Source organism: Iningainema tapete BLCC-T55 (assembly GCF_014698965.1).
In the GTDB taxonomy this organism is placed as follows: Bacteria; Cyanobacteriota; Cyanobacteriia; order Cyanobacteriales; family Nostocaceae; genus Iningainema; species Iningainema tapete.
On sequence record NZ_JACXAE010000054.1, the window covers coordinates 1 to 12629 of the forward strand.

Consider the following 12629-nt stretch of genomic DNA (forward strand, 5'->3'; position numbering starts at 1 on the left):
TTTCTTGCACTTAACAAGACGTATAAGGTTTACAATCCGCACAGTGTTACCTTTTTCTACTTTGTCAGCAAGCCCTAATTATACTATAATCAACAACTTACCCCTTATTCTTTTTTATATTACATTTGTACTATAAAAAGTCATAGCAGATGCTTGAATTTAAGCAAGGTCAGCTTTTGGAAGAAAATGTCGAATATCCTCAAGGTGAATACTGTAGTTTAGCAAGAAGTGCCTATTTCAGCTAGTGCTTCAGGAAGCACATCATCACTGACACCTCGCCGTTTCAAACTTGCAATTAAAGCTGTTACCGTACTGAACTCTTGCCGTTCTAAGTCTACTCGCATTCCCTGCCCTATATAGGCACGGATCAATGGCTGATAACCGGGAAAACCAAGCATTGGTGCAATTCGCTTCAAATCTTCTACTACGTCTTCCGGTATGCGAATAGTAACCGCTATCATCGGGCGATTCTTGTCCAAACGTTGTTTCAAAGTTTCAACTTTCATAGTACTCTCGCTCTTTTCATGTGGCTTTACGGGCTGAAATGATTCGGATTACATCATTTTCACTCATCAATGTGAACAACAAATCATTTATAACTAGTAAATAATTCCAGAACTGTGTTTGGAATTTATTTCACTGATAGATTATAAATTATGCTAAACCTAGCTTAAAGAGTTTGGAGTAGGGATAAAGTGCTATCTGTATCTAAACACTGTATTTTATTACCACGTGTGTTTTGAAATAGCTTATCTAAGTTAAGTATGTCTTCATCAGATGAAACTATTAAGTCTACGTCTTCGGTTAAGGCAGTAACTACATGAATAGAGTCTCCAGCTTCAATTGCTCTTTTTTGAAGTTCTATTTCTGCCACCACCTTTTCAAATGTAGTTTTCGTAAGGTCAATAACCTGTATATTATAAAACCACACTACAGAGAGAACCTGCATTGTGAGAGAACGTGCTGAGGTAATTAAGTATCTATTACGATCTGATAACCCGCTTGATAAACTCTTAATGCTTCCGTACATTACATTTTCAGCTTCATAAAGTGTCAAACTTGATGTACAACCGTCATGATGCGAGTTTATTAGTTTAAGACACTCTGCGGCATCTGTTGAAAGTTGTTGAACTGTTCTTCCCCGTCGGCCTGCTGTTCTTACATAACCACCTGCATGACCACGAAGAGCGAGATAATCAAGAAAAACTCCAGTGTCAATATACACTTTCATATTCAGTTATTCAATCATACTCAAAAACTCTTCTGGAGGCATAGCTTTGTATTTTTTATCTGCTGATTCTTTTATTAGTATTTGATCATAAGTTAATAGATAATCACTATTAACTTCCCTTACCGTTGACATGATTAACACATCGTTACTATGTGCTACACGATTTCGGAAATTTTGCAGTTCTTTTTGAAAGGATTTATCAAAAATATTCGGATTGACGATATCTACATATGGTATGATGCTATCTAAATCAACCTGTTTATTGGTGCGCGATGCGGCAAGAATTAACTCTTGAAAAACAATTGGACTAGTTACATAAGTTACTTGGCTCAAAATTTTTTCCGAAAATAATTTCAATAATTCTTTATGTCCAGATAACAACCTGACAAAGACGGAAGTGTCAAGAAAAACCTTTAGTTTAGTGATTGAAGATAATGTACTTTTGTTATTCATTGATGATTTTTTATTCAAAATTATACATTAAACGTAACAGAAGTAAGGTCAACGGTATCAGTAGAAGTAGATGTAGTAACTAGATTATAACAATTACCAGAAATATTCATATTCTGTGGAAACAGAAACCTAAGCTTATGAGCATTTAGATTGCACGTTGGGAAAGGGCTAAAGCCCTTACTACGAACGAGTTACCTTTGAAAAATGAATGATGACTAGCTTAGTTCACCCGACAATTAAACCATCCTGAACGCGGATAGTTCTTTTTGTTTGCTCAGCGATATCTGGTTCGTGAGTAACAATCACAATTGTGATGCCTTGCTCGTTTAATTCTGTGAGCAGATTCATTACTTCTTCGGAAGTTTGAGTGTCTAAAGCTCCTGTTGGCTCGTCTGCCAAAACTAATGCCGGTCGATTTACCAAAGCACGAGCGATCGCCACACGTTGTTGTTGCCCACCGGAAAGTTGACTGGGACGGTTGAAGATGCGATCGCCTAAACCTACCCTCCTCAAAGCTTCAATCGCTCGTTGGCGGCGTTGTGATTTAGGCACATTGGCATAAACCATTGGCAACATCACATTATCCACTGCTGAAGCGCGAGGTAATAGATTAAATTGTTGGAAAACAAAACCTATCCTTTGATTGCGAATATAAGCCAATTCATCATCATCAAAGGTAGTCAAGTTTCTGCCTTCCAAGATATAGTGTCCATCTGTAGGACGGTCGAGGCAACCGATAATATTCATGAGTGTGGATTTACCAGAACCAGACATACCCATGATGGCGACGTATTCCCCTTCCTCAATTGACAGGTTAATCCCCTTGAGTACTGGGACATTGACTTCGCCCAAACGGTAGGTTTTGGTGATCGATTCCATCCAAATCATTGTAGGCATATTAGTCACTCCGTAAAGCAGCGATGGGATCTAACTTGGCGGCGTTACGTGCAGGAATCACCCCAGCAATTAACCCAACTGTAAACGCCAGTCCAAAACCGACGATGATTGACAAGGGAGAAATTACAAATGGAAACTTGAAAATAGACGCCGCCGCCGCCGCAATCAAAACGCCACTTCCTATCCCAATTCCTCCACCAAGAGTGGAAATGACGATCGCTTCTGCTAAAAATTGATTGAGGATAGCTGAATATGTAGCTCCTACTGCTTTGCGAATTCCAATTTCTCTTGTCCGCTCCACAACAGAAACTAACATGATATTGGCAATGCCTATACCGCCAACTAATAATGAAATTCCGGCGATCGCCACTACCATCACCGTAAATAAACCCACTACATTAGTAAAAGTACTAATAATATCAGCAGAGTTGCTAATGCGGAAATCATCAACCTGAGGCGGATAAATGTTGTGACGCAGGCGCAAGATGTTGGTTACTTGAAACTGAGCCGCATCTAACTGCTCTTGATTGCTCGTCTTGATCAAAATTACACTAACAGAAACACCTGACAAGGCATTATTACCAACTAATCGCGCCGACATACTGGTAAGGGGGATGTATATTTGGTCATCTCTGTCTACCCCGCCTTGAGAACCTTTAGATTCCGTTATGCCAATTACTTCGTAGGCTTCTCCACGAATCCGAATTCTCTCACCGATGGGATTGACTCCCCGTTCAAAGAGTGTGCTTCTAACTGTCGGTCCAATCACTGCCACCGACTGCGCCGTATTTAATTCTTCTGTGTTAAAATATCTACCCCTACTAACTTGGACATCTCTCACTTCTGGGTAGTTTAAATCCGTGCCGAAAATTGATGTGGAAGTATTCTGTCCGCCGTATACTACTTGTGCAGAACGTTGTAAATAGGCTGAAACAAATTGTGCCGAGGGAGCTTGTTTAGCGATCGCCTTAGCATCATCCCAAGTCAACGTACTAGCAGAACCAAGCCCTTGACGCACATTCCCGCTTCTTGCCGCACCTGCAAAAACCGAAAGAACGTTTGTACCTAAAGCCTGGATTTGTTGTTCTGTAGCTTTTTGCACACCTTGTCCAACAGAGGTAATCGCAATTACCGAAGAAATACCAATAATTACACCTAGCATAGTTAATCCTGTGCGTAATTTGTTACTCCACAGTGCATCGAGCGCCATTGATAATATTTCTGCTAATGATACTGTGCGACTACTTTTCTTATGGAAAAACCCCTTAAACATAATGTAATAATTTTTTACTAAAAAGGAGCGCCACCACCAGAACGACCACCCCTACCACCAGAAGAACCTCCTGCACCAGGAAAGATTCCGCCTCGCGGTGTAGATTGCGGTCGTAACCCAGGTGGAAAGCTGAGCAATACTTTATCTTTTTCTTTTAATCCTGAGCGTACTTCAGTAAAGTTATTTACCGTCACCCCAGTTTCAATCGGAGTGAAAACAGGTTTGTTATCTGCCCCCATCAAATACACACCAGTTGCTCGCTGTTGGCGTACAACTGCGGCTGTAGGTACAACCAGGGCATTTTCCAATTTACCAACTTGGAAATCTACTTGCACATTCATCCCCGAACGCAGCAACTTTTCGGGATCGTTGACTATTGCTACTTTGACTTGAAAACTAGTAACATTTTGATCTACTACTGCTTGTGCCGCAATTTCACTGACTCGACCTTCAAAGGTTTTGCCGGGAAAAGCATCTGCCTTGATGCTCACGTTCTGACCAATCTTGATTTTGGCAATATTTACCTCAGCTAAATTTGCCACAACTTGATTGTTAGAAGCTAGGGACAAAATAGAAGAAGAAGTAGCACTAGAAACAGCACTACCAGAGGTTGTCGGTGTGACAAATGCGCCGGGGTCAGAAAATTTTTGCGTAACAACACCATCAAAAGGTGCGCGAAGTATAGTATCGTTGATCTGAGTTTGAATAGTTTGAAGCGAACCACGAGCAGAAGTTACTTGGGCACGCGCTGCGTCAATCTCTTCTTTTCTTGTTCCTGCTTTGAGCAGTGATAAAGCTTGTTGTCTTTGTCTTACAGCAGCTTGTACTTGCTCAATGTCTTCTGTACGTGAACCGGCTTTTTGTAAAGACAGTGCTTGCTGTGCTAGGGCTACTTCGGCAGCGGCACTATCTCGATCTGCGCGTTTTTGGTTGACAACTTGCAGGGCAATGGCTCCCGATCTGTAAAGTTCTTGGTTGCGGCGAAAATCATCTTCGGCTTTTCTTAAGGTAGCTTGAGCGCTGTTTAACCGTGCTTGTGCTTGACCGATATCTTGGGGTCGATTGCCTGCGATCGCCTTTTGTAGAGTTGCCTGAGCTTCATCCAATTGTGCTTGGGCAGAAGCAATGTCCTGAGGGCGATTTCCGGCAATTAACTTACGTAAATTTGCCTCTTGTTGTGCTAGTTGTCCTTGTGCAGAGGTTAGCTGTCCGCGTAGGTTAGAGTCATCCATGTAAGCGAGGATTTGCCCAAGCTTAACTGTATCGCCTTCTTTAACTAGTAGTTTTTTCAGTACACCCGAATTTTTCGGACTGACGTTGATTGATCGTATGGGCTTAATTGTTCCGTTGGCGGAAACCGTGATGGGTAGAGTTTGCCTTTCTACAGGATTTGTCAGTACTCTGCTTGCTGCTTTTTGAGTGGGAACAATGACTAATTGATGGTATACTACGTATCCTACTCCACTTAAAAGTAAAAGAGTGATTAACCAAGGTAGCCACCCAGTCCTGTTTTTTTTCTTTACTTCTTTAAATAAATTCGTAGAATCTACAGTCTGTGTTGTATCAATTTTCATGTTCCCATGGTGACTAGTATAACTGACAAGCATAAACCCATCTTATACACTACTCTGTTGCCATCACATGAGTCAAAAGTCCCAAACTCATACATGACGAAAGTCACAAGTTTAGCAATATTTTTTGCTCACAAAATTATTGCTAGGTATCGATTCATTTACCAGTGTAGTTGAAAGAAGCGAAATTTTGCTGTCGTCGATAGCTGAGATCGTTTAAGCTAGCTGAAAGATTCTATGATTAGCGGGCCCGAGGTGGAGTGTGCCAAAACGAATTGGTTTAATTTCAATTTTGGTTATTTGTGGTTTATTGAGTACTCCTAGAGATGTTTATGCACAAGCTTTGATCCCTCATACACTGCAACTGGATGTAACGAAGTTGGAACAGCAGGGGTTGAGTTTGGCACAAGAGGCGGCTCAACTAGCTCAGTTTCAACAGTATGAAATAGCTTTACCAAGAGCGCGGTTGGCTTCTCAACTAGCGCCCAAGAACGATAAAGTATGGTTGCTCCTGGGCGGGTTGTATTTGCAAACTAAAAATTTGGATAATGCAATCACAGCTTTGAAACAAGCACAATCTCTTAATCCCAAGAACGGTGATATCCACTTTGCTTTGGGTTCTGCTCACTTTCAGCAGCAAAAGTACTCTGAGGCAATTGGATATTTTCAAACTGGTTTGAATCTCAAGCCTAATGATCCAGAAGGACTATTTGATTTAGGCAACGCTTACTATATGGTGGGTAAAAAGCCTGAAGCACTTGTACAATACAAAAAAGCTGTCTCTTTTAACAAAAAATTCTGGCCTGCTATTAACAATGTGGGCTTAATTTTGTACGAGCAGGGAGATCTTCAGGGAGCGATGAAGCAATGGCAACAAGCAATTCCCATTGCCAAAGCTCTTAAACAGCCAGAATCGGAACCCCTACTGGCATTAGCTGTGGCAATGTATACTAGAGGAAATCAGCAACAAGCGTTAGCAATGGGAGAAGCCGCACTCCGGATTGATGAGCGTTACGGCGATTTGGATTTCCTCAAGCAGAATCTCTGGGGCGAACGTCTACTATCGGATACGAAGAAATTCTTGTCATTACCTCGGATTCAAGCGGCGTTAGGGCAAAGAGAAAACTCTTCTCAACCTAGAAGAACACGGACGCAATAAGTGGGTTTCGGGTAATGGGCATTTTTTCTCTGCCCAATATCCAATAACTATTGCTAAAAAGTACCATTCAGTAGTACATATATATTAGAAAAAGACGCCTAGAGTGCGGCTACCTAAAAAAGGTTTTCGCCGCTCTACAGTGTCTTAGTTGTCGTCTTTGGGAAGCAGTGACAAAATTTGATCGACAAACTGTTGATGATCGATCACTGGTTTGGAGATGTAGCCATCTGCACCGCTTTGCTTGAGAAAGTTCTCGCGATCGCCTTCCATGGCGTGAGCTGTGACCAAAATAATTGGTAATTTGGCTGTTTGTGGATCAGATTTCAACATTTGTGTAATCTTAATACCATCAACAGACTTACCCTGGTAAACACTTCGTGACAGAGAAACATCCATCAAAATAATGTCAACTTCTCCCGCTTGGGCAATTGTCATTACCTCTTCCACGTTTTCAGTGTGCTTCACTGACACACCACCCCGCTTGGTCAAAATCTTGGAAAAAACGCGAGCATTAATCAGATCGTCTTCGACAATCAAAACTGTTTTCATGAGAATTTGACTTTTAATCACCTATGTTAAAGGTTGAAGGTGTACGCGAATCAATCGGGAGTTACCACCCAATAGGAAACACACTTGTACATCCTTTGAATTAATCCATGTGCATCCCCGTCATTCAGGATAATACTACTGCTTTTTATCCAATGACTATCAAGATTTTGTAATGATCAGCATTTCATTCGTTATGCTGTGGTTGCTATAGTCTTCAATTACAACAACATTTGTATAGTTAAAATTCAGGGAAAAAACTCATGGCAAAACAGTTAAACCTTCTCTCAACGGGACAGGTCATTACTACAGCCCTGCATACTGAGATGCAACGGTCTTACCTAGAATATGCCATGAGTGTGATCGTCGGGAGAGCTTTACCAGACGTGCGCGATGGCTTAAAACCAGTTCATCGGCGGATTTTATACGCCATGCACGAACTAGGTTTAGTTCCAGATCGACCTTATCGTAAATGCGCTCGTGTTGTGGGGGATGTGTTGGGTAAATACCATCCCCACGGCGATCAAGCGGTTTACGATGCCTTAGTAAGGTTAGTGCAAGACTTTTCTAGCCGCTACCCCTTACTAGCAGGACATGGTAACTTTGGCAGTGTAGATAATGACCCACCAGCAGCGATGCGCTACACGGAAACGCGCCTCGCGCCCATCAGTCACGAAGGGATGTTGGCGGAAATTGGTGAAGAAACTGTAGAATTTATCGGCAACTTTGATAATTCTCAGCAAGAACCAACTGTACTACCAGCACAGCTACCGTTCATATTGTTGAATGGCTGTACGGGTATTGCTGTAGGAATGGCGACTAATATTCCACCTCATAATTTGGGGGAAGTGGTGGATGGGTTAATCGCACTAATTGACAACCCAGATTTAAGTAATGAAAAGTTATTTGAGCTAATTCCTGGACCTGATTTTCCCACTGGTGGAGAAATTGTCGGTAATGCGGGGATTCGTGAAGCTTACACTACAGGTAAAGGTGGGATCGTACTCAGAGGTGTTGCTACTTTTGAGGAGATTAATCCGGGACGAGGTAGCAAGCGGCGCACAGCAATTGTGGTGACGGAGTTGCCTTATCAAGTGAATAAGGCAGGTTGGATTGAGAAAATTGCTGAACTAGTGAATCAAGGGCGTCTGGTGGGAATTGCCGATCTTCGTGATGAAAGCGATCGCACTGGGATGCGGGTAGTAATTGAACTTAAACGTGACACTAACCCGAATGAAGTTCTCCAGCAATTGTATCATCTGACTGCTTTACAAACTAATTTTGGCGCGATCCTCCTGAGTATAGTAAATGGTCAACCGCGTCAGTTGAGTTTACGTCAACTATTGCAGGAGTTCTTGAATTTCCGCGAACAAACTCTCTCTCGCCGCTATTCTCACGAGTTAGAAAAAGCCGAAAGTCGGTTGCTTTTGGTGTCCGGTTTGCTGATTGCACTTTCTCAACTAGATGAAGTCATCGATATTTTGCGCCATGCTGCAGATGGTACAACAGCAAAAATAGAACTGCAAAATCGACTCTCTTTAAGTGAAGTGCAGGCAGATGCGATCTTAGCTATGCCACTGCGACGGTTAACAAGTTTAGAACAGCAAAATTTACAAAAGGAATCAGAGCAACTCACAGAGCAAATTCAGTTGCTGCGGACTTTACTGAGCGATCGCCGCGAATTATTGAAGTCACTGAAAAAAGATTTGCGCACTCTCAAGCGCAAGTACAATGACTCTCGTCGGACTAAGTTAGTAGAGGAGCACAGGAGCACAGGAGCACAGGAGCAGGGGAGTAGGGGAGTAGGGGAGGAAAATCCAAAATTGGAGGTTCCACCAGAAGAAGTAGTTTTAGAAATTACCCAAAAGGGGTATGTGCGACGTCTGAGTTCCGCCGCTAAAAAGTCAAAATCTGACAATGGTGCTTCAGATAATGACTTCACAATTCAAACCGCTGCGACTGATACAGAAAAAGAGTTGTTGGTACTAACTAATGGTGGTAAAGTCTACCCGATTAAAGTTGGAGATATACCACCCACCACTGGACGTTCTCCACGCGGAACACCTTTAATTACTTTACTGACTACTACTGCTCAGGGTACACAAGAAGCTGTTGTTGATCGCTTTTTACTCCCAGATAATCCTGATGCAGAAATGATTTTGCTCACTAAGCAGGGAAGAATTAAGCGCTTACCGTTACTAGAATTTACTAACTTGACTCGGCGTGGTATTACCATCTTGAAATTAAAAGACGACGACGAATTGTTATTTAGCCAGTTCACAACTACAGGTGAACATTTAGTTTTGGCTAGTTCAGGTGGGCGACTTTTGAAGTTTAAAGTGGACGACGAACAATTACCTGTGATGGGACGTACTGCGATGGGGTTGCAAGCTTTACGCCTGCGTCTACAGGAAAAGATGGTTGGTTGTGTTACTTTCCACAAAGACCAACAGCTGTTATTGGTAACTGAATTAGGATACGCCAAGCGTATCGGAGCAAGCAGTATACGACTGGCTAGCCGAGGTGAACTCGGCACTCAGTTCTTCAAATTTACTCATAAGAGTGACAACTTAGCTGGTGTGGTACTGGCAAATCCAGGAACTGAAGTGGCGATCGTGACTAATCAGCAGCGAATTGTCCGTACAAGCGTAGAAACGGTATCTGTATCTGGTAGAGACACTATAGGTGAAAGTGTTCTCCAACTTAACCGTGATGAAAAAATCATTACCGTTACCGAGTTGCGCTCTTAGATATACCTGGGCTACGGATTTAAAAAGATCCCCTCATGCCCCCCTTGCCAAGGGGGGGTCTAATTTCTGTTATAGCTTTTCTTTATCATCAGTTATTTTCCCATAAGTCAATTTGATACAATAAATATATAAATAAATATGACATTTTTTACAAAACTTGTTATAGTAGTTTACAAAAGGTAACACAAACATAAAAGTTCAAGCTTGGAGCCAAAATCATGACAAACGCAACAAAAGTTACAACCCCCGTAATGGAAGATCGCAATGCTTGGCGTTGGGGTTTTACTCCCCAAGCAGAAATTTGGAATGGTCGTTTGGCAATGATCGGCTTCTTAGCCGCAGCTTTGATTGAACTGTTTACTGGTCAGGGCTTCTTACATTTCTGGGGTATCCTGTAATTAAGATTACAGATTTCTCTTAAATAAAATCAATAAAAAACGATGTAGGGACACGGCATTGCCATGTCCCTACAATGTATTGCACCCCATAGAGAAAAGCTATATTCCCAAGCGATCGCCTGGGAACTAGGGACGTCGATTCCCCTTAGCGGATGTACTCTTTGAGAACGCTGTTACGGTTGGGATGACGTAACTTACGTAAAGCTTTCGCTTCAATTTGACGAATACGTTCTCTGGTGACATTGAAAATTTGACCAATTTCTTCCAAAGTCTTCATGCGCCCATCATCCAATCCATAGCGCAGTCTAAGAACATCTCTTTCGCGAGGACTAAGGCTATCAAGGACTTTTTCTAGGTCTTCGCGCAGAAGATTTTTGGAAACTTGGTCTTCTGGTGTTTCACCATCTGACTCAATGAAATCGCCTAGTCGAGAGTCTTCTTCTTTACCTATAGGAGTTTCTAGTGAAATTGGTAGCTGAGCAGATTTAGCAATAAACCGCAGCTTTTCAATAGTCATTTCCATTCTCGTTGCAATTTCTTCTTCAGTGGGTTTGCGTCCCATTTCTTGAGAAAGCAACTTGGTGGTTTTCTTAATCCGAGAGATAGTTTCGTAGAGGTGAACAGGAAGGCGAATTGTCCGGGATTGATCGGCGATCGCCCTCGTTATTGCCTGCCTAATCCACCAAGTCGCGTATGTAGAGAACTTGTAGCCTTTCTCATGATCGAATTTTTCTGCAGCACGAATCAAACCGAGACTGCCTTCTTGAATTAAATCTTGGAAAGACAAACCGCGATTCATATACTTTTTCGCGATCGAGACTACTAAGCGCAAGTTAGATTGCACCATTTTGTCTTTTGCCCTGCGACCGATGTGCAGGCGATAACGAAACTGTGGTAGTGGTAATTGTACTGCTTCTGCCCACTCACTATGCTGTGGTTCTCGATCCAACTGCTGTGAAAGTCTTTCGTACACTCGTTCTAATTCGAGTAAATCAGCAATCTTTCGTGCCAATTCAATTTCTTCATCAGCCCGTAGTAGACGAATGCGACCGATTTCTTGTAAGTAAAGCCGAATCGAATCTTCTGTATAATGCTTTTTCTTAGTTTGTGAGCGACGACGCGACTTAGCGGCTTTTCCAGACTTTGCGTCGTCCTCATCAGACTGAGGCTCTAAAAATTCATCAATTTCGCCTTCATCGGTAATCAATAAGTCCTCTTCTTCATCTATTACCAAGAGTTCCTCTAACTCGATCTCAGGCTGATTTGTTATTTCTAGGTCAGGCTGATAAATGTTTTCGAGTACGTTGTTAGCCTGGTTCATGCCGCGTTCCTCATGCTCCTTGCAGAATCAATTACTCAGGATATATGTTGACTGCTCTTAGAAAGAGCTTTGTTGTTTGCCTTGAAAAATTTTAGCTACTTCGCCGCCATTTTTATGTTGCGTCATAGCCAAATGTGTTGCATCGCAAGACGATGCGTGAATCTTTATGTCTAAAAAGATTTTAGACTACGAACAAAACTCATCAATCCATACAAACTAATATAACCGTTGGGGGATTTTTTTTGTAAATTCTGTTCCGATTGTAGCCTGTTTCACAGAAATTGCACTTTTTTTATGTGGTATTCATAAACTCATTAAGTAAAGTGAAAGCTGCTCTATCAAAAACACATCGTCGCCTGTACCCTTGTTCTGAATTGTCAGCAAAACTTAAATGAATTTGCCGTCGTATTTTTTTCCAATTCAAAGTTTGGTACATATCTCCGTGTTAACTTAAGTATTATGCACAACACATGTTACTTAGATACTGTGCCTTTCTGGTTGAGGAATTTGGTTTTGACCATAACTTGTCTTCATCCAACTTAGCGCACAATGCATAAATCTCAACCCTATGAAACTTGACAAACTGTTTTTATTGTATACAACGATATTTTAATCAATTCAAAAAGGATTTGACAGCTAAATTATGAATATTAGCTAATAAAAGCGTAAAAATGCATAGAATCGATGCCACATATACGACTTACACCATCATAGTCAACACAAGCTGACCATAGCGAGTTTACTGTCACAACTTATTATCATCACTCTAAGCGCGTATACGTTTAAATCAATCATTTGGTAAAGAGGCAGCTACTTGCTGCATAATATATCAACTACCTCATAGACATAGTGACGAATAAACACTTTAGTTAAAGTTTAGGTTAATAAGTACTCATGTGGAGACTACTGCGCTGACATCATAGATACCATTAAAGCGTCCACAACAATCTACAGACAGATCCTGCTTTGAGACAAGCTGATATGATTGTCATCTTTCATACTTTTATATTAATTAAGTTATTGCCATGTT

General features: G+C 41.6%; 11 protein-coding genes. 3 read left to right on the forward strand and 8 right to left on the reverse strand.

The features are described 5' to 3' along the window. Positions 1–218 precede the first annotated feature (218 nt). From ICL16_RS15560 to ICL16_RS15585, 6 genes are all read right to left on the reverse strand, one after another. Positions 219–506 (reverse strand): hypothetical protein, encoded by a 288-nt coding sequence (locus ICL16_RS15560; protein ID WP_190829290.1) that lies wholly within the window; start codon positions 504–506, stop codon positions 219–221. A gap of 164 nt (positions 507–670) precedes the next feature. Continuing rightward, complete coding sequence (locus ICL16_RS15565) at positions 671–1231, reverse strand: type II toxin-antitoxin system VapC family toxin (RefSeq protein ID WP_190829292.1); 561 nt, start codon at positions 1229–1231, stop codon at positions 671–673. A gap of 6 nt (positions 1232–1237) precedes the next feature. Then, positions 1238–1702 carry a type II toxin-antitoxin system VapC family toxin gene (locus tag ICL16_RS15570; RefSeq protein WP_190829294.1) on the reverse strand — a complete coding sequence of 155 codons (465 nt, stop codon included), beginning with the start codon at positions 1700–1702 and terminating at the stop codon, positions 1238–1240. Between the two features lie 207 nt (positions 1703–1909). Then, positions 1910–2581, reverse strand: coding sequence for an ABC transporter ATP-binding protein (locus tag ICL16_RS15575; RefSeq protein WP_273038794.1), 672 nt, complete (start codon positions 2579–2581; stop codon positions 1910–1912). 1 nt (position 2582) lies between these two features. Beyond that, entirely contained in the window at positions 2583–3854 is a 1272-nt protein-coding gene (locus ICL16_RS15580) for an ABC transporter permease (protein ID WP_190829296.1), read from the reverse strand. A gap of 17 nt (positions 3855–3871) precedes the next feature. Further along, positions 3872–5428 carry an efflux RND transporter periplasmic adaptor subunit gene (locus tag ICL16_RS15585; protein ID WP_190829298.1) on the reverse strand — a complete coding sequence of 519 codons (1557 nt, stop codon included), beginning with the start codon at positions 5426–5428 and terminating at the stop codon, positions 3872–3874. A gap of 259 nt (positions 5429–5687) precedes the next feature. Between ICL16_RS15585 and ICL16_RS15590 the strand changes: the two genes are divergently transcribed. Further along, positions 5688–6584, forward strand: a complete 897-nt coding sequence (locus ICL16_RS15590; RefSeq protein ID WP_190829300.1) for a tetratricopeptide repeat protein — start codon at positions 5688–5690, stop codon at positions 6582–6584. Positions 6585–6728: 144 nt separating this feature from the next. On the opposite strand, the gene ICL16_RS15595 is transcribed toward ICL16_RS15590, so the two are convergent. Next, positions 6729–7133 carry a response regulator gene (locus ICL16_RS15595; protein ID WP_190829302.1) on the reverse strand — a complete coding sequence of 135 codons (405 nt, stop codon included), beginning with the start codon at positions 7131–7133 and terminating at the stop codon, positions 6729–6731. 260 nt (positions 7134–7393) lie between these two features. Here ICL16_RS15595 and gyrA point away from each other — a divergent pair, with 260 nt between their 5' ends. Continuing rightward, the gene (gene gyrA / locus ICL16_RS15600; protein ID WP_190829304.1) at positions 7394–9880 is read left to right on the forward strand and encodes a DNA gyrase subunit A; all 2487 of its coding nucleotides are present in this window, start codon (positions 7394–7396) and stop codon (positions 9878–9880) included. A gap of 218 nt (positions 9881–10098) precedes the next feature. Then, complete coding sequence (locus ICL16_RS15605) at positions 10099–10278, forward strand: chlorophyll a/b-binding protein (RefSeq protein ID WP_190829306.1); 180 nt, start codon at positions 10099–10101, stop codon at positions 10276–10278. Positions 10279–10423: 145 nt separating this feature from the next. On the opposite strand, the gene rpoD is transcribed toward ICL16_RS15605, so the two are convergent. After that, on the reverse strand, positions 10424–11599 hold the full coding sequence (gene rpoD, locus ICL16_RS15610; protein WP_190829308.1) for an RNA polymerase sigma factor RpoD: 1176 nt from the start codon (positions 11597–11599) through the stop codon (positions 10424–10426). Positions 11600–12629 lie beyond the last annotated feature (1030 nt).

Bases quoted from the DNA above. Each gene is read 5' to 3' on its own strand.
- ICL16_RS15575 (WP_273038794.1), bottom strand. From the start codon at position 2,581: ATGCCTACAATGATTTGGATGGAATCGATCACCAAAACCTACCGTTTG.
- ICL16_RS15560 (WP_190829290.1), bottom strand. From the start codon at position 506: ATGAAAGTTGAAACTTTGAAACAACGTTTGGACAAGAATCGCCCGATG.
- ICL16_RS15595 (WP_190829302.1), bottom strand. From the start codon at position 7,133: ATGAAAACAGTTTTGATTGTCGAAGACGATCTGATTAATGCTCGCGTT.
- gyrA (WP_190829304.1), top strand. From the start codon at position 7,394: ATGGCAAAACAGTTAAACCTTCTCTCAACGGGACAGGTCATTACTACA.
- ICL16_RS15605 (WP_190829306.1), top strand. From the start codon at position 10,099: ATGACAAACGCAACAAAAGTTACAACCCCCGTAATGGAAGATCGCAAT.
- ICL16_RS15580 (WP_190829296.1), bottom strand. From the start codon at position 3,854: ATGTTTAAGGGGTTTTTCCATAAGAAAAGTAGTCGCACAGTATCATTA.
- rpoD (WP_190829308.1), bottom strand. From the start codon at position 11,599: ATGAACCAGGCTAACAACGTACTCGAAAACATTTATCAGCCTGACCTA.
- ICL16_RS15565 (WP_190829292.1), bottom strand. From the start codon at position 1,231: ATGAAAGTGTATATTGACACTGGAGTTTTTCTTGATTATCTCGCTCTT.
- ICL16_RS15585 (WP_190829298.1), bottom strand. From the start codon at position 5,428: ATGAAAATTGATACAACACAGACTGTAGATTCTACGAATTTATTTAAA.